Genomic DNA, 22,836 nt, shown 5'->3' on the forward strand with positions numbered 1-22,836 from the left:
ATATCGTTTACTTCAAATCTTTAGTTATACTATCGTCTTCTCTTTTTCTTCTCCACAGACCAACCAAATTTACCGATTTTCTTGCCCAATTCAAAATATCCGCCGTGTAAATACACCAGAGGTTCGGCGTCCGCCAACTCGAATTTGCCCGTTTCCCCGCTCAAGTAACGGTCATCCGCTTGCACGTTCACGACATCGGCGATAAACATATGATGTGACCCCAGCGGCACAATTTCTTTCACCCGGCACTCGATAGACACGGGCGATTCCTCTATGATAGGAGCCTTCACGACCTCTCCCGGCACGGGCGTGAGTTTCATCTCCTCGAATTTATTGTACTCCCTGCCGGAACGCACCCCGCACCAATCAGTGGCATACGCCATATCTTTCGTCGTGAGATTAATCACGAACTCCATGTTCTTTTTGATGATCGGGTAAGAATTTCGTTCCGGTCGCACGGAGATATAGCACATCGGCGGGTTGGTACATATCGTTCCCGTCCACGCCACGGTCAAGACGGCGTATTCCTCCGGTTCGCTCCCGCAAGTCACCAGCACCGCCGGCAAGGGATAAATCATGTTTCCCGGTTTCCAATTGTGTTTCATTCCAGTTATTTTATCGCCAAAGATAAGCTAAAACACAAAACGATCAAACTACCCGACATCCGTTTATCTCCCCGGCAGGAAGAAGTGAAACAGAAATAAGGCAGAGAAGAGGTAGAGGACAAGACATAGTTCCATTTTATTCTCAAATCACTTTCAATTCAAAAACGTCCGTGAACGTCTTTGAAACGTCTTTGTATCGAAGGTGAAACGTCTTTGTTCCCTTATTACTCCCTTATCTCTCCGTTATTTCATGGGGTTCTCTTCATCAACACTCCGACAAAAATAGGACTACCGAGTTCTATCGGCATCACGGGAAATACATGGATATTGTATGAAAAAAGACCGGGTTCTATTCAAACCCGATCTTTACAACACAACTTAGTCATGAACGATGTCACAACTCCAATACACGTTTTTTGTTATCACTCGACATCTTTGATATATATTAATGCCACGCAACCACTTCCTATCCAAGGATCAAGAGCCTTATTCGTTTTCGGATCGAAAGGCAGAATACCATCGCTCTCATCCCCAAACATTCCGTATATCAGCCCGGTCGTCGGGTCGTACACCTGATCGACAAAATAATTATCAATGGTTGCAATAACCGGATTGTTATAGTCATCGCCATACCACTCGTCTTCCCCAGCAAACTCATGTACGGTTGTTTTGGCTGTAGCGTCCTCTCCTTCATTGTTCTTGAATACATAATGATTATCACCTGTTTTCACAAAACGGAAAGATTTCATCATATCCTCTGCTGCAAGATAATCATAATAATCATCAGTCAAATCCGCAACGATGGATATATGATACGCAACATCCCCCATATCAAGACGCAAACCGGCAAATATATAGCTTTCTCCATATAAGAATGTACCACCCGTGGAATAAAGACGTCTGTAAGGCGCTTCCAATTGATCGGTGTAAGTTTGTAAAGGAGTGACATTTCCATCGCGTTCAACAGAATACAAGCAAATATCATAGCTATCAGTATCATAAGTCAAAGCGTATAATTTTTCACCATCCGTGCTGATAGAGAAACAACGACCGGCATCTGCCCAATCGATCTTTCCGCCTTTACCCGCTTTTATATCGTAATAACGCAATTCATAAGTACTCTTGTTATCCACGAATGTGATGGCTTTATAATACACCACGCCATGATTGTCTGCAACAATACCCTCGATGTCACTATCCAGTGTAAACAACGCCTTACCTCTCCTTTGGGTGGCAACGTCGATCGGGCACACGGAATTTGTCGTTTCATCGGCAAACACACCATACAAAGTAGCTTCAATATCCGGAGCCTCTTCAAAAGTCAGATCACCCAACTCGTATGATTTCCCGCCTTGTAGCAAAATCACTTTACATTTACCGGTCACTTCTGCCGGAGCCTTAAAGGTTATCCCGGCATCAGTAACTTCGACAATTGCGGCATCGATAGCCTCGGCAGCCCCTTCCGGTTTTACCTGTATCTTGCAATCCTGCGCGAATCCCTTACCCGCGATCGTTACATTGTCCCCGACAACGGGATTTACCGTCGGCAGTTGCAAATCAGTAATAGGCATCTTGGGTTCCTCCGGATTATCCTTATCATCGGAACAGGCAATAAAACTCGCCAACAAGCAAAATAATAACATTAATCTTTTCATGGTCTTTCATTTTTTTTCACCTTGTACCCCAAAAGGTTCTGTTAGTGTTAATATGGACGAAGAGGTAGGGTATGAATAAACCTCTTCCTGTAATTATTCTTCTAATTTCTTTACATATTCCTGTACCGCCGCCGACAAACCGGGATTATTGAATTGCAGGGAAATCACGTAAGCCTGATCATAACACTTCTTCGCGTCCTCCTTGCTTCCCGAAGCCTTGTAACAATCGCCCAGCATCAGCAAACAACGCATCTGCATCTCCGGCTGCAACTTGCTTTTCAGAGCTTCGTTCAACCAACTGATTCCCTGACGTGCCACTTCCGGCGTGATTTTTTCCCCCAGCACTTCATACAGCGACTCCAACGCCCCGATATAATCCTGAGGACGAATACCTTCACCCAAGCCCGCGAAATATTTCTCCATGTACGAACGGTACTTTTCGACATCCTTCTTGTTGTACAGGTAATACTCCGCGTCAAACAGCAGCTTTAAACCGGAATACGTGTCCATCCCCCCGAAATTCATGATAGAATCATACACGACCTTCAAATCTCCCCGCACGCGCTCCAACTCCTCCCGGTAGCTCATATCACCTTTTTTCGCCAACTCTTCCATCCAAGGATAACTCAACATGAACAGGAAATTGGAAACCTCGTTCTGATCAATCACCCGCACATAATCGTCAAAGTGCAACAACACAAATTCAAACACCTCGTCTTTCTTCCCCATCCCCGTGTGGTATATAGAGAAAATCTTCAAGTCATTCGCCGTGATACAATCTTCCAACGGTCTTTGTTTCCGGTAATCGGCGTATAACTTCTCGATCCGGTATTCCCATTTGTCATGATCCTGACCGGACAAGCGGGCGATGTAATCCGGGGCTTCCAACAGAATCTCCTGCATCAGTGTTTGATTCTTCCTGTCCTTCTTCAGTTTCTCGTAAAGCTGGTCCACGGGCAACACTTCCTTCAATGCCAACCGGGCAAAACGGAGAAAACCGTTCTTGTCGGTAGCCCCCAGTTGCCGCCCCAGCACGTTGCCCTCCGTGTCCAGAATCAACATATTCGGGTACGCCGTGACGCCGTATCGCTTCACTTCCGGCAGGTACGCCTTGTCCTCGGCATTAATCTGATAATTGATAAAATGTTCGTTGAAATACTCCCCGACCTCGTCGTCCGGGAATACATTTTTGGACATCAGTTGACAAGGTCCGCACCACGTGGTGTAGAAATCGACAAACACCTTCTTGTTCTCTGCTTTCGCCTGCTTCAAGGCATCTTGGAAGGAACCCTTGAAAAAACGGATACCTTCCCCTCTTGCCCCGGCAGCGAAAATACATATCATTAATAATAACACGCTCTTTCTCATAACCTTTCATTTTATTATTCCACTATAAAAGTAAACACGTCAGGGATTACCTCGGAATATCCCTCGTTCGACACCCTGACGGAAACCACGTAATGCCCCACGGGCACGCTTACTTTCAAGGGAAACTCCATTCTTCCGCCTCCCCGGATATTCAGGAAACTTTTGAACATGGCGGCATCGCCGTCCTCGGAAGTCACGTCTACGATCTCGAACAGAACGGGAGCCGTACCGTCAACTCCCTGACATTTCGGGGATACCCAAGGAGCATTGTTCATCTTCCGGTAAGCATCTTTCAGCGGATCCAACTCCTTGCGAATAATCATCGTGTCGGGTACGTATTGTGCGTTACCCGTTTCAAGGTACCCCGGCGTGGGGTTGTGACATCCCCACCAAACTAATATCACCCCTATCAAAACCAAATATTTTTTCATCTCTCCCATGCTATTAATGATTAACTATTGCCCAATATCTATCCGTGTACATCTCTCCCAAATTATAACTGTACGGCAACGAATGTACCATCCCGTTCGTCGGTTTCACGCCGATTGTAGCCATACCGATGTCCTTGATTTTCTTGCCCTCGCCGTCAACCGATGCCATTTCCACGATAACCGGTCCCATCTCGGGAATATTCATGTAAGGTTCCTGTATCGTCCACAACCACACCCGGTTACCCCAACGAGTGGTAAAAATATTGCCCCCGCCGTCCATTTTTTGTTCCTCGTTATAGGTAGCCCTCGCGATATCATCGCGGGCGATAATCCCCTCTACCACGTGGCTCAACACGATTTTCCGGCATATTTCGACAGGTACCCGTTGGATACTCTTGTAACCGTGAATCACGTATTCCTTGTCCGTGTTTCCCACGCCACCTATCTTATCCCAGAAAAACCACTTGCGAATGGTGATATTCGTGGGTCCCAGAAAAGTGAAATCCTCCTTTTCGAACATCTCTCGTAATCCTGCGCGATCAATAATCTTCACGATAGAATCCCAATCGTAGTGATTACTCTGCAAGTATTCATACATATTACCCCGGAATTCCTCCTCGCAAACTCCCGTATCGATATAGTCGTATTTTGTACCGCAAGCCGTAAATACACCCGCCACGACCAGTATAAACAGTATCTTTTTCATAGCTTATTTCATTTTTGACGCCCAAAACGTGTTCTGGATCATTAAATCATTTTGTGAAAATGCAGTTTGGGGAACAGGCAGGTAAAGAGCCCCGTCTTTCACGTCCTCAACCGACAAATCGTTAAAACCTCCCTGCAACTCCGTTTTCCAATACCCGTTACGAACCACGTCGTAATAACGGTGTCCCTCGTACAACAACTCCTTCTCCCGCTCCTTGAAAATATCGTATTGCAAATCCCCGCTATCACCTTCGGCAGGCCATAACTTCGCTTCCGCCCGATCGCGGATTACGTTCAGATCGGCTTTCGCTCCCGCCGGGTCATTCATCTTTACCCGGCACTCCGCGCGCAACAGGTACATATCCGCCAACCGGAAAATAACCCGGTTCACATCCATCCCTTTAAGCCAGACTTCCCCGGCAACCGATGCCCCGTAACGGGCATACCGCCACTTATAGAGATAAGCCAATCCCGCTTCCTGCCATTCCGGATCATCCAGATGGTAGAAATAAGCCTCCCGACGTGCATCCCCTGCCGGGAACAAAGAATTTACTTCTGCTATCGTTATTCCAAAATCCTTATCTTTAATATCCATCTTTTCCTCGGTCTTCACGATCGGGGCGCCAATCATGGAATAAGCGGGTAAAAAAGCGGAGTAAGTACTGGCATCCTGATAATTAATTTCCAACTCGAAAATACTCTCCGCACTTTTCCTGTGCATCACCTCGGCACAAACCTCTTCCGGGTTCTCCGCAAGAGTATAGACACCCACTTCGTCGCGATACTTTTCCTCGATCAACTTACTCGCCCATTTCTCCGCCTCCTTCAAATCCTCCTGACCACCGACCACGTGAGCCTTCCACGCGTACAGGTGAGCCAACAGGGCGGCAGCACTTCCCTTACACCCGTATTGCTTCGAGGTCAACGCTTTGTTATTCGAGTTTTTCAGACCGCTGAACTTGGGCAACATGTCATACGCCCGTAAGGCGGCATGAATAGCCGTGTCCAAAACGACGGATGCCGGGCTTTTGGCGTATTTATCAATGTAATTGCTTCCTTTCGTGATAACAGCATCACCCCACATCCGTACTAAGTAAAAATAGCACATGGCTTTCACGAATTCTCCCTGACCGCAATAAAAACGTACCCGTTCGGGAGCCACATCCTTGGCTTTTTTGTAATTATCGAAAAACAAATCCACGATAGCAAGCGTGTTGTAGTAAGTCTTCCATTGCTGTTGATTAGTAACATTCAACAAATAGTCGGTATTCAACCCGCGTATTTTATTTATATAAGATCCCTGCTTCACGACATCCACCCGGAGTCCCATAAACTCCTGTTGAGTCACCCCTGTCAAAGCTGTTCTCAAATTCCCATGCATTTGTATTACTACCGCTTCCAAATCCTGTTCCGTCGTGAAATAGTGTTCAAACGTCACCCCGTTCTTCGGTTCCAGATCAAGAAGCGAATCACAAGAAGCACACAGCAACACGACCAGTACACTATATAAAAATCTTTTCATAATCTACCTCGTTTAAAAATTTACAGTCAAACCAAAAGTCCATTTCCGCGCCAAGGGATAAGTACGACCGTCATCGAATCCGGTAGCGATATTCGCCACTTCCGGGTCAAGCCCCGAATAATTTGACAACAGGAACAAGTCTTCTCCCGTCACGAAAATCCGGATACCGTCCAACCACAACTTCTTCATGATACGCTTCGGAAGATTGTACCCTATCGTCAATTGTTTCAACCTGCAATAATGTACGTTTTCCAGTGAAGCTGTCGTTTGTCCGGTTATATTGATCAACGTGGAATTGCCATACAAACCGAGAGTCTGGTACTTACTCCCGTCACCGGCATACTGCCAAAAATCGGACAATGACACATCCGCGAAAACGGGATAAACTCCCAATCTTCCCTGAAGGGTACTATACTTGAACTGATTCACCATTTTACGCCCGAGCGTGTAAGTCAACAAAATATTCACGTCAAAATTCTTCCATTTAATCTCGTTCACAAGCCCGCCGTAAGCCTGTGGCAAAGTGGTCCCGGAATAAACCAAATCATCTTCCGTGATCTGCCCGTCGCCGTCAATATCCGCAATACGGCGCATTCCCTTCGTGAAAAAATATTCCTCGTCCCCTTCCGGTGACAACATCTGTTTTTTACCGGATTGATCGAATATATACGGGACATCGGCATCACTCTCGATCATACCCAAATCCTTGAAAAGATAAATCCCGCTCAACGGTTTGCCAATCACCTTGTCATAGAAATCTCTCCCCGAGTAACTCTTCCGGAAACGATTCCAGTTCCGGGATATATTGAAACGCGTACGCCATTTCACTTCCGTGTCTCTCAGGATATCGATTTTGGCGTCCAACTCCAACCCCTCGTTGGAAATAGCCATCGTGTTCCGCCATTGTACCCCGTTGAACCCGTACATATCGCCGGGCAGCGACTCTTTGTTTATCAAGGCACGTGTGTATTTATAGTAATAATCTATGGTCAGGTTCAAGCGATAATTAAAAAAGTCCATATCCAACCCGAAATCATATTGATCCGACTCTTCCCATTTCAGTTTACGGTTAATCACCCCCTCGGGCTGCATTCCCTGTACCCCGTCAAAGATCGTTCCCGGGGACATCAAGCCCTGTGCCAGATACGGGATCGCGAACTGGCTACCGGAGCGTCCCCAGCTAGCCCGGAGCTTCCCGTAATTCAACCACCACGCCCACTTCATGAAACGCTCGGTAGAAAAAGCCCACCCGACCGCTACGGACGGGAACGTAGCCCAACGCACATCCGCACCGAACACAGAAGACCCGTCCCGCCTCACCGTGGCTTCCAACAAGTATTTTTTGTCATAATTGTAAGCCAGACGCCCGAAATAACTCACCATCGCTGTTTCCGAAAAATCGGAACCATAATCTTTTAAAGCACGGTAATCATCCACCCTCGGATCGTATACCAAATCCTGAAAACCACTTCCGACATACTCGATCCGGTCACTCGGTCCCCGCAACCCGTGACCGCTGTTACTCCATTTCTTGCTACCGTCATACGCCAACCCGAACAACAAATCAAAATTGTGCACCTCGTCGAGCGTGAACACGTAACTCAACAAATTCTCGTTCGACAACAACATATCCCGGGCAATCTCTCCCGAAGATTTACTTTCATTATAACCGTTAGGATCCAGATAACTGGGAGTAAACTGGTTCTGGTTCGCTTGGGTATAATCCAACGCCAAAGAAGTCGAAACAGACAATCCCTTCAATATCTCGTACCTCAACTGCAAGTTAGCCCTTAAACGGTAAGAAGTGTTATTTTCCACTTGCCCGTTCAGCATCTGCAACATTTTTTCTTCTACCGCCCCACCCTTCAAAAGCAACGAAGAGGTATAATTGGGATCGACCGTGAAGCTCTCGTACTTGAAAGCATCCCCCGATGTCGCACCCCGGCTTCTGTCCGTGTACGCCAGATAAAAACGGCTGTCCACAGTCAACTTCTTCACGGGATTGAAGGAAAGATTCGTCAACAAATTCACACGGGAAAAGTCACTTCCCGGCATAATCCCCGTTTCCTTGTAATACCCCGCACCAACCATGTAAGTCATCTTTTCCGTACCGCCGCTTGTCTGGATATTAGCATTCAGTATCTTTCCCGTCCGAAAGATATACTTGTACCAGTTCGTGGAATTGTTGAAAAAAGGGTTCAAGGAATCCTGAACCATTCTAATACTCTTTGTTCCCACCCCTAAACCACTATTCCAAAAAGCATCATATATAGCCTCGTTATTAGCAGCCTCCTCGTATGAAGTCGGGTACTTGTAATATCCCTTCCCCTTCACCTCGTAGGCATTTCTTTGCGCCCGCATGACCGCCATATGGTACAGGCGTTCCTCCCGTCCGCCCAACTGTGTCGGGGCTTTCGGCAACACGGAAGCCGAATAGGACAGGTTCACGGAGAACTTCCCCTCGCCCGCACGTCCCTTTTTCGTGGTAATCAATATCACCCCGTTCGCAGCACGTGAACCGTAAATAGCGGCAGAGGCGGCATCCTTCAACACCTCCACCGACTCTATCGTCGAGGGATCAATCTCCGCTATCGTGTTCGTTCCCGTCACCGGGGAAGTAAACGAATGCACGGGCACCCCGTCGATCACGTACAGCGGCGAACCGTCGCCCCCTCCCGCTTCATCTAGCCACAAGGAATTGTACCCGCGTACCGCCACGTTCGTTCCCCCGCCACCGGGAGAACCCGACTGGATATTCACCCCAACACCCGCCATACGCCCCTGCAACAAGGTTTCCAGACTGGCAGCGGGAATCTCTTTTATATCATCCGCCTTGATCGATGCTACGGAAGTGATCAACTCCCGTTTCTTTCTCGACCCGTAGGCGATCACCGTCACCTGATCCAAGTCGGAAACTTCCTCTTCCATCTTCACGACCACCTCCTTGCCGGAAGTCACCGCCACCTTCTTCGCACTAAAACCGATAAAAGAGAATATCAGATTCCCCACCGGCTTATCGATCGCCAACGTGAACGTCCCGTCCGCGGCACTTGCCGTCCCGACCGTCGTGCTATCCAGACGCACGGTGACACCCACCATCGGTTCCCCTTTCGTGTCCACGACCTTACCTTTAAGTATATGCTTTTTGGCAGACACGTCGGCAACCTTCGGTCTTATAATCACCATCACCCCGTCCGTCCGGTACGTGAACGGCAAATCCTTCAACACAAGATCCAATATCTCCAACACCTTCTTGTCTTTCACCTCCAACGTGACCTTTTTCCCCTTCACGTCGTCATAATTGAACATGAATTTATACACGTCCGCCTTTTCCAGCTCCTTCAACACGGAGGATAATTCCTGATCTACAAATTTAAAAGAAACCTTATTTTCCTGAGAGAAACCAAGGAACCCCCATAGCATAAAAAACATCCACAATGTCATTTTCCTCCATCCTTGTCCCCGCCTTAAATAAACCGATCTTCGCTTTTTTTCCATAATTCATTTATTTAACATTCTAAAATTCAAGACACAACAATCCCCTTTTCGAGAGGCTCACGCCTTTCAAATACTTGATTTCCAATACATCATTTCTACTTCTTAAAAACTATAATACAATTATCCCGAACCTCTATTTTTAATTTTCCCATTTCATTCAAATATTCCACGACCTTGCTGAAAGTCGCCTTCCGATCTGCCCAAATCTTAAAACGCAACTCCTTCAATTCCGGTTCCTCGTATACCACGCTGAAATTATACCAACGTCCCAGTTCCGTCAATATATCTTCCAACCGTTCGTCGTCATAATAGAAATACCCTTCTTTCCACGAGGTATACTTCAGTATATCCACCTTCGTCACTTTCAGTTTTCCCTCGCTATACAGGACATTCTCGTGAGGTTTCAACACCACTTCTTTCCTCCTCCCGGTAGCCTTGACCGCTACACTTCCATTCACGAGCGTGATATTTTCTTTCTCCCTTGAATACGCCTGAACGTTAAATTCCGTTCCCAACACACGGGTACGAACCCCTGCCGTCTTCACTATAAAAGGTCGCGTCTCGTCCCGCCGCACTTGAAAATAAGCCTCTCCCGACAACTCCACCATGCGTTCCTTTTCCCCGAACACGACCGGATAACGAAATTCCGTCTCCGCATTCAACCACACTTTCGTCCCGTCATCCAAAATCACGAAATACTCTCCACCCCGGGGCACCTTTAACGTGTGATTCCCTTCCAATTCGGGGAGCGGTTGCCCGGGAGAATAAACCAACCCCTTTAAAGAATCCGCCGTGATAGACCGGATCACTTGGGGCAAACGCTGCACCAAAACCTTCCGGTTCTCCCGGTTCAAATCGATCTCCTCCCCGTTATTCAATACAAGTGTAACCCCTTGGGGGGTAAAATCGTCATTCTCAGGCATCACCATCACGAAAGGCGTTCGCTCCGCGGGCATCGGACTCCTCCACAACCAACCGATTGAAATCACGATACCGATGCAAGCGACAGCCGACGCTACCCTGTAAGTCCAAAGCATCCTTTTCCGCAAAATCTTCCGGTTCAACTTCTTCCATTCCCCATCGACATCCGGCTTCTTTTTATCGACAGCCGCCAAACTCCCTTCCCGGATACGGCGCAATTCTTCCAGCAATTGCCCGTGCTCCTCGTCCCGCAACCATTCTCGCACCAATTCATCGTCCTTCACCAGATGATTGAGCACGTCCATGCCAAATTCTATATCCCGATAATTATACTTTTTATCCATTTTGTCATATTCATCTACCCCATACACGTAGACCCCTGCAAAATGGGTAATGCCAAAAACGACTTTTTTTTATTTTTTTTCGGTAGACTTCCCGAAACACAAGAAAAGCAGTATAAACTCTTCCCCGGAGAATTGTTCCCGCAGTATCCGTAACGCTTTCATAACATGGGCTTTTACCGTGTTCACCGTGATACCGAACTCCGCCCCCGCGTCCTGATATTTTTTCCCTTCCAGAAAACATCTTTTGAACACGTTCCTCGTTTGAGTCGGCAACTGCTCCACGGCACGGTGTATCCGGTCGATCAACAACTCGTATTCCAAATGCTTGCTTTCGTCCACCGCCTCGGGTTCTTCCCGCATATACGCGGCAAAACGTTGTGCCGTCTTTTCATGCCGCAATTCATCCAGACAGGCATTACGGACAAGTTTATATAAAAAAGGAACTAATGAAGTTGAAAATTCAAGGCGGTCCCGCCCCTTCCACACGATCTCGAAAACATCACTCACCACATCTTTCGCCCGCTCGTCATCATTCAAAAAACTTAAAGCGTAGTAATATAGCCGGGAATAACTCTCCCGGAACAATTGTTCAAAATAGCGTTTTTTTTCCAATAATGTAAACATACGCTCCCCATTAGTGCCACAAATATAGAGTTAAAAAACAAAAATGACAAACGGGATGTGTTTTTAGTCGCCTACGGCGAGTTACAAGTTGCAGGTTACATTTGCCTTCGGCAAGTTATTTTACTCGCATTTCGGACTGTATTTCAACTCCTCCTCTGTTTATCGAGAGAGAGCTGAAAATGCCTGTCATTCCTCAATCATTCCGGAGATAACAGACATTTTTCAATTTAAAATCACTAAATTCTATCTCTCCTGCAAAGGATTCTTCAATGCCGGCAGTTTTCTCTTCGGTACATCCATAACAGATATATCCATGTTATTCAACAAAATAGATGAAGGATAAATCATGGATACCAAAGCACCCTTGTCCAGTAGAAGATTGTGTACCTTTTCCTGATTACAGATTTCCCGTATATTCTTCAACTTGGACATATTCACGGGGGCAACTTTTCCAAAACGGACTTGCGTTTCTTCGCCCGTCTTCACGTCTACCTTGTACAGGAGTGAAGCGTTGCCTGCCAAGCGGCGAACGATATAAGCGTAACCAGACTTCGCTTCTTTTGCCGCTTTCAACAAGGCTTTTTTCATCGCCTCCGGCTTTAACCCGCCGTCAGCCTTGATATGAAGCGTGCCGGGAGCCGTCACGTAAATCACGTCATTACGGGTGGGAATAAAACGGGAACTCCCGGTCGAGTAACGCACCTTACTCGTGGGAATCTGCCCGTTCAACACCTTTTTCAAAACCCCTTTCTCCACCAGCATCATCTCTTTTTCCGGAACCACGCCTTCGGCATCCACCTCGTAACTTCCCAACAAGGGGATATTCATGTATTCCGTCATGGAACTATAATTCACCACGGACAGGCGGGGATCAAGTAATTTCTTCCCGATCTTATCTTCAAAGGAAGTGGTCGTTTCCTTCACGCCGAGCGGCATCCGGTAAGTACACAGTCCGCCGTTATTCCCCAACAAATTATCCGTGAGGATCTGACGCACCGCCTCGTTCTCGAAAAGAACCGGTCCGTTATACTCCTCGGAAAACACTTCCGCGTTTTTCAGGTCGATCAACCGCCGGGCGAAGCCCGCCACCACTTGTTTCAAATGTTCCTGTGAAGGCAATGCCTCCAGTGAAGGAGCTAACAACACGTACGAATCCCGAATATATTCCCCGTTTTTCGTGACAACCGTACCTTCCACGTATAATTCCACGAAATTCAATGGCTGTTTCAACGCCACCTGTTCCGTGGTCAATTTGTAAAACGTCATCTCACTTCCCTGCAATGATACTTTGGAAGCGACGATCTCCTTGTAATCTTTAAACACGGCGGACAATTCCCGTGCCTTCGCCTCTACCCCGGAAATAACGGAAATATAAGGTTGTTTTCCCTGTATCAGTTTCTCCACGGAAGGGGTCGGTAACAAATCCGGAAGATTATCGGGAAGTTCATACGGGTTTGCCTCCAAGTATGCCTTTTTTGCAGAGTATTCCTGCAAAGCCACCTTGTATCCCTGATCTGAAGCCAGCCAGAAGCCTAGGCGAATAGCGTTATAATCAATCTCGCCTCCTACATCCACCCGAAGGAATTGCCCCACGTGACGCAGATCGCTCGTGCGATTATAATCCCCAAGCAAGACTTGAGAGGTTCCCATCAAATGAAGGGGCAGATTAACCGAATTCAACACAGACCCCAAGGTTGCCTCCACGGAAAACTGCTGGGAAAGTAGAAGAGCGTAAGAGACATAAAAAGGCTTACTCATCATAGGAAGAGTCAACTGCTCTTTCGTTCTCGCCTGCTCGTCCCCCATCGCCGTGAAAATAGTCACGTCCTCTTGCGTCTGAGCACGCGACAGGCTGACCAGAAATATTAAAAATAACAATATCGTGTATCTCATCATTTTCCTATTTAATATTCATAACTTCATTTTTGCGGTACATACACTCTCGGGAGAACAGGCGGCAACACGCTGGACTTCGCCGTACGCTGGGTTTCCACCTTGTTCACCAAAATCGTCGGCGAAATGGCAGTAACCTGCACACCCCCGGATTCCGCCCCGCAAATACCGACGAAGACACTCGGGTCGTCCCCCGCGCACACGATGTTCGAGAACATGGACAACGGAGTCCCGATCAGGATAACACCCCGAACCAATTCATCCGGTCTGCCGTCCGTGTAGACCCGGTAAACCACCAACGGGGTCACGTTGAACGAATTCGTGCTGCTTGTCCCCGTGTACGTTAAGCCGCTTGTCACTTCTTTGAAGAAATAACCGTATTCCTTGTTTTGCTTTTTCGCCTCCTCGATCAACATCGCCCGCAACTTCTGTTGTGTTTTGGGAGCTTTCGTTTCGATACACAGGTTGGATTGTCGGGACACGGGATCGAACCCGTCACTTGCCCGGGCGTGACCGTTTGTCTTCGGAAAGCCGTCTATCGGCACGCGGCTCATCAGGAAATCCCGTAACTTACCGTCCACCACGACGTTTACCCGTTCGGCACGAATACCCTGATCGTCAAACTTGTAATGCCCGTTCAACTCCTTTCCCGCATAACTCGTCAACGTCGGATCGTCGGAAACTTGAAAATCAGGAGCCAATACATTTTCTCCCACCATCTGTTTGAAAGTCTGTCCGTCCTCGTCCGTCTTCATCCTCTGCCCTTCCAGACGATGCCCGAATATCTCGTGAAAAAACACACCGCTCGCTGCACCCGACAACAAGGCGGGACCGGTATACGGGTCAGCCACGGGAGCCTCCCGCAAAGCCGCCAATGTCTTGATCATCTCCCGCGTATCCGCCATCATCTGCTCGTCTGAGGGCAAATCAGCCGGATCATGCGCGAAATAGGACAGGTACAAGGGAAGCCGCATCCCGTCCAAAGCCATCACGTTTCCTTGGATCATGACGCGGGCATAAGGCAGGTTCTGCACGACACTCCGTCCCTCCGTGTCCACGAAATAACGACGTTCGACATCATACGTCAAGGTGGCATCGCCCTGCATGATATTCATATTTTCGTTAAAAAGAGCGGAAATCTTCTTCAACCGGGCAATCCATGCCTCCGCATCCACTTTCAACCGATCGGCTGGAAAAGGAGCCTCGTAATAGGACTCCACCGGCGCAGCAGAAAAATAAGGAGCTTTATCTTCATTCTTGACATTCACCTTGGTTTGCGCCTTTGTACGCTCGTAAATATCCACGGCAAAAGCGTAACGGGAAGAAGCCTCCATCCAGATTTCCTGACGGATAGCATCCTCATTGTTCCCGTCATCAATCGGCAGGACGGCGGATGAAATACCAAACTCGGTCACTTCCGATCCCATCGGGTAATATTTGTAATTATCCAACGTCGTGTCACCCAATCGAATATGGGGAATCATGATGCGGGTATGCCGGCTCTGGTTATCCCTCAACGCCCCGAACGAAGTGATGATCGTCGTGCTCCACGTGTCGATAATCCTGTAATTCATGTAATAGGGGGGAAGTTTCTCCCCCTGTAATTCCCGGTAATGTTTATTCAACTCCCCGGAAAGGATATTCAACAAATTGTCTTCCGATTGCGCAGACACACCATGAATACCCGTCATTCCAAGAATACAACAAATACAAATTAACTTTATTCCTTTCATCTGTCTTTCATTTTAAGATAAATGTAAAAGCATTCTTCACCACCTGACTATACCCGGGTCCCGTCAACCGAACCGACACGGTATACCGTCCCGCGGGCGACTTTCCCTTATATGGATAGCGCATAACACCCCCGCCTGCCAATATGGTCAGTTCCTGCATGAAAGTAGCAGCAGCTTCTTCTCCAACAGTTGAAGAGACAGATTCCACGGAAAAATCAATTCGTTCGGTTCCCTCGTAGCCTTGCATTTTCAAAGATTGCCACGGAGATTCATACTCTATCCGTACCGCATCCAATTCCGGGTCCGGCGTAAGACGCACGATCATCGTATCCGGGTCGTAAACAGCATTCTCCGTTATCAAATAACCCTCTTTCTCGTCACATGACACAAGCCCACAGTATATAACACTCAATATAAATAATATCCGTTTCATAACTTTCTCTTTTATTATTACTCAAAATCTTCCCAATCGTCCGGATCTTCCCAATCGTCCATTTCCCCGAAATCCCCTAACGTGAAGTTGTATGACAAAGAATGCACCACACAATGATCCGGTTCTATATTGGAAGAAGCGATAGAAAAATCACGGAACGCGCTTTGTGAATACACGCCCAAGGAAACAGCTCCCACGTCCGGGATTCCCTGTAACGTCTGCTGGTGCGTGTACAACCAAACGGTACTTCCACTCAATGTAGGATAATACTTACCGCCCTCTCCCGGCATAGCTTCATCTTCATCATATTTTCCTCTCGGAACATCATCCCGGTATATTTTGCCATCGATGATGCATTGTAATAACAAATCCTTGCAAACATCCGGATCCATATCCGAGATTCGCTCGATGTCATTTTCCAACATATACCTGCGAATAGAGTGATTCGTCGGTCCAAGAAAAGTAATCTCCGGATGTTCCGTGTCTTTTCCCTCGAACAGACGAACCACATCGGGACCAGCTTGTTCCACCAATCTAGCCGTGGAATCCCAGTCGTAAGAATGCCCCGGGGCTTTTAAATACTCCAACAAGCTACCGTCAAAACGACCGTTATGCAACCCGGATTTAATAAAATTATCCTGTACACAGCCTCCCATGCCTAAAACCAGACATACAAAGCCTAATATCAATATATGTTTCATAGCCCTATTGTACTTTTGTATTCCAATATACATTTTGCAAAATCAAATCATTATTATTCATGGCAGACGAGCCCACCGGATAATATAATGCCCCATTCTGGATATCCTTGTCGGACAAACGGCTGAAAGTTTCAGAAAGCTCCCGCCGCACGTATTCCACGCCATTTCGGATCACGTCGTAATACCGGGTATCCTCGAACAACAACTCCCGCTCCCGTTCCCTGAATATCGCCAACTGTACATCCCCGCCAAAATCATCCGTCAAATCCGCTCCCGTCAACCCGGCACGCTCCCGAATAGCTATCACGTCCTCCATCGCGTCAGGCAACCCGGCACGACAACGACATTCAGCCCTCAACAACATAATATCCGCCAGACGCCAGACTATTTTATACATCTCCATTCCCAAGAAAACTTTCTCTTTATCATTACCCGTGTACGTGTAACTAGGGAAACGAAATACATTTATATACGCCTTCTCTATTTTCGTGTTATCGAAAACTTTTATCACGTCTTCCATTTCCCACGTTTCTGGATTAAATACCTTAACCTTCACGTGGAATTCAGTGGAATCTATCCCGTAGAAATAACTCTGCCTTCTCAAATCATCACCGGGATAAAGTTCGTTAATCGTGGTTTTATTAAATTCCAATACATCGGGGTACGAGAAACTCACTTCCATGTCTGTCCTTACCGGCCAACCTGCAAATTGCTCCCCGACATAAGCCAATTCAGTGAATTCCCCGACAGCAGTGAAAGTCCGGTATATTTCCAAAATACTCTCCTCGCTTCCACCTTTGAATACCCGGTTGCACACGTCCTCCGGGTCGGCTCCCAAACCATATGCGCCGACCTTGTTTTCAATAATCATCGTGCAATATTTCTCGGCTTCTTCCCAATACTCTTTTCTGTTCTCAAGACCTGCCCGCCAAGCATAAATATTAGCCAACAAGGCAGCGGCAGCTCCTTTACTCCCGTATTGTTTCGTGGTTCTCTTGTTGCCTGCATAATCTTTCAAGTCTTCATACTTTGGCAAATCCATAGCTTTCAACGCCCATTTTGTCGCTTCTTCCAACACCTCAGTCACACTACTTTTTGCTAATTTAATCTCTATAGACTCGCTATCGGGAACAATAGGCACCTCTCCCCACGCCCGGGCAAGCCAGAAATAACATAACCCTTTCACGAAATAAGCCTGTAAACGATAAATATTAACAATCTCCTCCGACATGGGAAAACGGTAAGCATTATCCAACATCACGTCCGCATCATTAATGGCAGCGTAATAATTTCTCCAATTTGATCTGAAATAACTTACCGGTGCTAATTGACGTGCCCGATAGATTGGCGTTCCCCGGTAATCACTTACTACATTATCCACCTTCAAACCGGCAGCAATATGCAACATATCCGAATTTTCGGCAACACGCACGTTATTCATCATCGAATTGAGCAGAGCTTCAGCATCTTGCCCGGAACGGAAATAATTATTAAAAGTCGTTGAATTTTCCGGTCTTACGTCCAGATAGCCACTACATGACATGGCTAGAAGTCCCACAACAATATATATAAAATACTGTTTCATAATTATTAAAAATTAAGAGTTAACCCAAACGTCCATTTTTCCGGTAAAGGATACGCTTTTCCACCATCTATCCCGTAATCCATATCCACAACCTCGGGATCTGTGCCGGAATAATTTGACCAAGTCCAAATATTTTCACCCGTAACAAACAAGCGGATACCACTAAAGTAGAATCTCTTAGCCCATTTCTCCGGTAAATTATACCCTAAAGTAAGTTGCTTCAATCGAAGCATATTCACTCGTTCCACGTTGGAACGCAACTCCGGGTAAGTCATCGTGGCTCCCAAACGCGGCAAATCCGTCATGTCACCTTCTTTTTCCCAAAACGTAGTCTTGGGCAAATCACGAAATATCGGACCGTCAATACTAAAAGGTGACGAATAACTTACCGCATTGATCATCTTCCGTCCCAAAGAATAATTGAAAAGAATATTCAAATCAAAATTCTTCCACGAAATTTCATTTGCCCATCCGCCATATGCTTTAGGTAAGGCACTACCAATGTAAAACATGTCATCATCATCTATCACGCCGTCACCATTCACATCTTGAATCTTTCTTTCACCTACCATACCACTGATTTCACCTTGAACCCGATTCAAATAAATAGGATAACCTTCGTTATTATAGTAAACCGGGACTTCTTTTTCATTCTGGAAATACCCGTTATCATTGAAAACATATACCCCAAACAACCCTCGTTTCAATACGTTATCAACCATATCCTTGCCGTTGTACGTGTCGACCAATTTGTTCCAGTTCCGGGAAATATTCAATCGGCTTCTCCACCTCACTTCACTTTGCCGGAAAATATCCGCCTTCAATTCCAATTCTACGCCTTGATTGGAAATCTCCCCGGAATTTCTCTTGAAACTATCCAGCACATTCATATCCCCAAAGGTGGGTACATCTGAAATCAACGAGTAGGTCAATTTATTGTAGTAATCAAATTTAACATTCAACCGATACTCGAACAATTCCAGATCCAAACCGGCATTATATTGTTTCGTTTTCTCCCAAGTCAGATCGGGAGCAACCCCCTGCATTGATGTCATTCCCGGTTTACCTTGAAATAATCCGTTTTTATACATCAATCCGTACGCCATGTAGGCTTCTTTAAATATTTGACCGGACTTTCCCCAACTCAAACGCAATTTTCCGCTATTCAGCCATGATACATCCTTTAAAAAAGCCTCATCCGCGAAATTCCAACCGAAGGCTATTGAAGGGAAGTTTGCCCAACGTACATTTGCCCCGAACGTAGACGATCCGTCCCGACGGAAAGCGAACTCCGCGATATACAACTTCTTGAAATTATAACTCAAACGACCGAAATAACTCAACATCGTCTTTTCTTGAAAATCGGAAGAATAATCCGTTCTGGATTCCCAGCGCGGTTCGTAGCCCTCAGGCTGATAATTCGCAACACCTCCGGGTCCGGAATACCAATAGACATTATCATTCGGCCCCTCGTAGCCGATGCCTTTGTTATCAAAGCTCTGCTCTTTAGAAATATTAAAACCTAACAAAGCCTCCACCGTGTGTTTCTGTGCGATCTCTACCCTATATTTCAACAATTCTTCATTCATTAATGAAATACTCCGGGAAATTTGTCCCGCCGAAGAATTACGATGAAGCGCTCCATCCAAAGTACTCGGTCTAAATTCATTTACATTGAACTGCGCATAATCTATCGCACCGACACCCGAGAGTGTTAACCCTTTCCACAGTTGAAATTCCAAGTTCAAACTACTGATTAAACGATAATTATCATTACGGGACACCGTATGGTTGATCTTTGCCAGAAATTCGTCGTTGATCTTACCGTGCCCGGGAAATAAAGTAGTCTGTGAAGCGGGATCTACTGTCATTCCTTCTATATTGCGCGAAGTCGTTCCCGTATTATTCAAATTCCGGCTTTTATCCATATATGCCATGTAAACTTGCGCCGCAGCCGTCATAATCGGTGCGGGCTTGGCACTTAAATTCACCATCAAATTCGCCCGGGAATAATCGCTGCTCAACATAATACCTTTTTCATTATAATACCCTGCTCCTATCATGTATTGTATCTTATCCGATCCTCCGGAAGCCTGAATATTGGCATTAAGAACCTTACCCGTCTGGAAACTATACTTGTACCAATTCGTCTGGTTATTATAAAACGGATTCAAGCTATCTTGAAGAATAGTATGATCCATTGCCGAGCCGGAATAACCGTTTCCCCACCAAGCATCATATCCGCCATCTCCCTGTCTGTAAGCATCTTCATAAGAAGTGGGATATCTGTTCAACTGCGTGTAATCATCGTATATCGCATCCAGGCTATGCCGTAAATTATATATCTTGGTCATTCTCTCCAAACGTCCTCCTGTCTGCTCGGGCGTAACCGGCAAAAAAGAGGCGGTATAAGAAAAGTTAACCGAAAACTTTGCCTTTCCGGCTTGTCCTTTTTTCGTCGTAATCAAAATCACCCCGTTCCCGGCACGCGAACCGTAAATTGCCGCCGCTGCCGCATCTTTCAACACTTCCACGGAAGCAATCATCGAGGGATCCAAATCCGATAATGTATTTGTACCTGTGGTCGGGGAATTAAACGAAAACATCGGAACCCCGTCCACCACGTACAAGGGTTGCCCGTCCGTGGCACCTTCTTGCATCAGGGAATTATATCCCCGCACGGCTACCCGATTACCTCCCGCACCCGGAGCGCCCGACTGATTCACGATATCCACACCTGCCATACGCCCTTGCAACATACTCAATATACTATGCGAGGGAAGTTCCTTCATCTCGTCCGCCTTGATAGAAGTGATTGAACTCACCACCTCTTTTTTGTTCTGGGTTCCGTAAGCACGAATCACCACTTCATCCAAATCCGTCACCTCTTCTTCCATTTTCACAACAACAGGTTTTCCCGCTTCGTAAGCCACTTTCTGGTTTTTGTACCCGATGAATGACAACGACAGCGTCCCTTTCTCCTTCGTCAGAAGAATTTTAAACTTCCCGTCCGAATCGGTAGCCGTACCGATCGTTGTTCCTTCCTGCAACACGGTAACCCCGGGTAACGGATTCGCTTTCCCGTCAATCACTCTCCCTCCCACGATAAATCGTTTACCTTCCGGTTCCTTGTACCGGATCATAATATAGATACCTTCCGTCTTGTAAGAAAAAGGTTTCTCCTTTAACACCGAATCCAGTATCTCCAACACGTTCTTCCCTTCCACGTCCAGAGTCACCTTGTAAAGTTTTGTGTCCTCGTAGTTAAACACGAACTTGTAGACATCCGCCTTTTCCAGCGCATTGAATACATCTGACAAAGGCACGTCTTTCCATTTAAAACTCAATTTCTTTTGCTGACCGAACACGACTGACGTCATGCAAAACAAACTTAAAAAAAGAACCAAGTGGACATACATCATGTGTTTCACCCGATTACTCGTTTTTCGCCCTCTGGTATGAGGTGAAATCGATTTTTTTTCCATACATTTGTAGTTAAAATTAAACATGTTCATCTTTCCGATGAACTGAATTATTACAAAGGGGATAGGTTATGACTATCCCTTTTATATTAGAATCAGTCCTCGTCTATTTATCTATTACAAGGAAACGGTTACCGTTTTCCCTCTTACTTCAATTTGCAATTTTCCCGTTTCATTCAGACGCTCCAGTACCTGTTCCACCGTATCTTTCCGATTAGCCCAAAATTTAAACCGGTAATCCTTCACTTCGGGATTCTGATAGAAAACGGTAAAATCAAACCACCGTCCCAACTCACTCAAAATATCTTCCAACCGCACATTATTATAATAGAAAAAACCTTCTTTCCACGACACGTATTTCAACACATCAACGCTTTCCACGTAAAGGCTGTCCCCGTTATATGAAGCGTTTTCACCCGGTTTCAAGATCACCCCCGCACCGTTCCCGTTTTTATTCACTGCGACACGACCTTCAACTAAAGTAATATTCACCTCCCGCCTCTCGTAAGACTGCACGTTAAACTCCGTTCCCAACACACGAGTACACAACTCGCTTGTTTCCACTACGAAAGGATGTTTTTCATCACGTTTCACCTCGAAATAAGCCTCTCCCTTCAAATAAACTTTCCTTACCGAATCACGAAACGCCACCGGGTACCGTAATTCCGATTCGGAATTGATCCACACCCGGGTACCGTCATCCAGTACCAATATATACTCTCCGCCGCGGGGAACCAGTATCGTGTGAAACTCCTCCGGACGGGTAGTATCGTGTAATATCCTCATGTATTTCAATCCTCCCACGGAATCAATAACAATACCTTGGGACCCCAAAGTATCGCTATCGTTCAGCGTCGAAGAAGCCAAAATATATTCTTCCCCTTTGCCGGTAATCAGTTTCACCACATCTGTTCCCGCTCTTAGAGCCAATTGAGGTATTTCCCCAGAAGTATTTTCCTTTTGTTGATAATAAATGATTACACTCGCAACTATCAATATAGTTATTGCGGCAGCAACTCCCGTTACTACATGCCGGATATGATTCTTTCTTTTCCGTGCCACCATTCTCCGCTCCAACAACCGCCATTGGTAATTCTCGTCCACGTTCAGACTTTCCGCTTCCCGCATACCCGCTTCCCGAAAACGTCGTAATTCTTCTAATAGCTCACGGTGATCTTTCTCCTCCAACCAAACTTTTACCTCCCTATCATCATGACATTCTACATGCTGTAACACGTGCAACGCAAATTCTATATCTTTATCTTTAAAGCCGTCCTGCATACTTCTAGTGTATTATTTTATACTAACACGCTCAACGACTAAAAACGGGTGATGT

At 46.3% G+C, this 22,836-nt stretch carries 16 protein-coding genes; all 16 read right to left on the reverse strand.

Going from position 1 to position 22,836, the window contains the following annotated elements; all coding sequences use genetic code 11:
* Positions 1–29: 29 nt before the first annotated feature.
* The 16 genes from Q5866_RS04805 to Q5866_RS04880 all read right to left on the reverse strand — a co-directional run bounded on the left by Q5866_RS04805 (position 30) and on the right by Q5866_RS04880 (position 22,781).
* Positions 30–605 carry a flavin reductase family protein gene (locus Q5866_RS04805; RefSeq protein ID WP_186975726.1) on the reverse strand — a complete coding sequence of 192 codons (576 nt, stop codon included), beginning with the start codon at positions 603–605 and terminating at the stop codon, positions 30–32.
* 422 nt (positions 606–1,027) lie between these two features.
* Positions 1,028–2,260 (reverse strand): IPT/TIG domain-containing protein, encoded by a 1,233-nt coding sequence (locus Q5866_RS04810; RefSeq protein WP_303179192.1) that lies wholly within the window; start codon positions 2,258–2,260, stop codon positions 1,028–1,030.
* A 93-nt stretch (positions 2,261–2,353) separates the two neighbouring features.
* Positions 2,354–3,628 (reverse strand): thioredoxin family protein, encoded by a 1,275-nt coding sequence (locus tag Q5866_RS04815; protein WP_303179193.1) that lies wholly within the window; start codon positions 3,626–3,628, stop codon positions 2,354–2,356.
* Between the two features lie 14 nt (positions 3,629–3,642).
* Positions 3,643–4,068, reverse strand: coding sequence for a hypothetical protein (locus Q5866_RS04820; RefSeq protein ID WP_099292902.1), 426 nt, complete (start codon positions 4,066–4,068; stop codon positions 3,643–3,645).
* Between the two features lie 4 nt (positions 4,069–4,072).
* On the reverse strand, positions 4,073–4,765 hold the full coding sequence (locus Q5866_RS04825) for a hypothetical protein (protein ID WP_099292904.1): 693 nt from the start codon (positions 4,763–4,765) through the stop codon (positions 4,073–4,075).
* A gap of 3 nt (positions 4,766–4,768) precedes the next feature.
* Positions 4,769–6,286, reverse strand: coding sequence for a RagB/SusD family nutrient uptake outer membrane protein (locus Q5866_RS04830; RefSeq protein ID WP_303179196.1), 1,518 nt, complete (start codon positions 6,284–6,286; stop codon positions 4,769–4,771).
* A gap of 12 nt (positions 6,287–6,298) precedes the next feature.
* Positions 6,299–9,784 carry a SusC/RagA family TonB-linked outer membrane protein gene (locus tag Q5866_RS04835; protein ID WP_303179198.1) on the reverse strand — a complete coding sequence of 1,162 codons (3,486 nt, stop codon included), beginning with the start codon at positions 9,782–9,784 and terminating at the stop codon, positions 6,299–6,301.
* A 95-nt stretch (positions 9,785–9,879) separates the two neighbouring features.
* Positions 9,880–11,049, reverse strand: a complete 1,170-nt coding sequence (locus tag Q5866_RS04840; protein ID WP_227215618.1) for a FecR family protein — start codon at positions 11,047–11,049, stop codon at positions 9,880–9,882.
* Positions 11,050–11,118: 69 nt separating this feature from the next.
* Positions 11,119–11,673 carry an RNA polymerase sigma-70 factor gene (locus tag Q5866_RS04845; RefSeq protein WP_099292912.1) on the reverse strand — a complete coding sequence of 185 codons (555 nt, stop codon included), beginning with the start codon at positions 11,671–11,673 and terminating at the stop codon, positions 11,119–11,121.
* A 243-nt stretch (positions 11,674–11,916) separates the two neighbouring features.
* Positions 11,917–13,566 carry a metallopeptidase TldD-related protein gene (locus Q5866_RS04850; RefSeq protein WP_303179201.1) on the reverse strand — a complete coding sequence of 550 codons (1,650 nt, stop codon included), beginning with the start codon at positions 13,564–13,566 and terminating at the stop codon, positions 11,917–11,919.
* Between the two features lie 26 nt (positions 13,567–13,592).
* Positions 13,593–15,299, reverse strand: coding sequence for a metallopeptidase TldD-related protein (locus tag Q5866_RS04855; protein ID WP_186975732.1), 1,707 nt, complete (start codon positions 15,297–15,299; stop codon positions 13,593–13,595).
* Positions 15,300–15,306: 7 nt separating this feature from the next.
* Positions 15,307–15,732, reverse strand: a complete 426-nt coding sequence (locus tag Q5866_RS04860; RefSeq protein ID WP_186975733.1) for a hypothetical protein — start codon at positions 15,730–15,732, stop codon at positions 15,307–15,309.
* Positions 15,733–15,749: 17 nt separating this feature from the next.
* Positions 15,750–16,433 (reverse strand): hypothetical protein, encoded by a 684-nt coding sequence (locus Q5866_RS04865; RefSeq protein ID WP_186975734.1) that lies wholly within the window; start codon positions 16,431–16,433, stop codon positions 15,750–15,752.
* A gap of 4 nt (positions 16,434–16,437) precedes the next feature.
* On the reverse strand, positions 16,438–18,018 hold the full coding sequence (locus Q5866_RS04870) for a RagB/SusD family nutrient uptake outer membrane protein (protein ID WP_186975735.1): 1,581 nt from the start codon (positions 18,016–18,018) through the stop codon (positions 16,438–16,440).
* Between the two features lie 5 nt (positions 18,019–18,023).
* Positions 18,024–21,503, reverse strand: coding sequence for a SusC/RagA family TonB-linked outer membrane protein (locus tag Q5866_RS04875; protein WP_303179206.1), 3,480 nt, complete (start codon positions 21,501–21,503; stop codon positions 18,024–18,026).
* A gap of 114 nt (positions 21,504–21,617) precedes the next feature.
* Positions 21,618–22,781, reverse strand: coding sequence for a FecR family protein (locus Q5866_RS04880; protein ID WP_303179208.1), 1,164 nt, complete (start codon positions 22,779–22,781; stop codon positions 21,618–21,620).
* Between the last annotated feature and the right edge of the window lie 55 nt (positions 22,782–22,836).

Origin of the sequence: uncultured Butyricimonas sp. (assembly GCF_959596855.1) — a bacterium.
Classification (GTDB): Bacteria; Bacteroidota; Bacteroidia; order Bacteroidales; family Marinifilaceae; genus Butyricimonas; species Butyricimonas muris.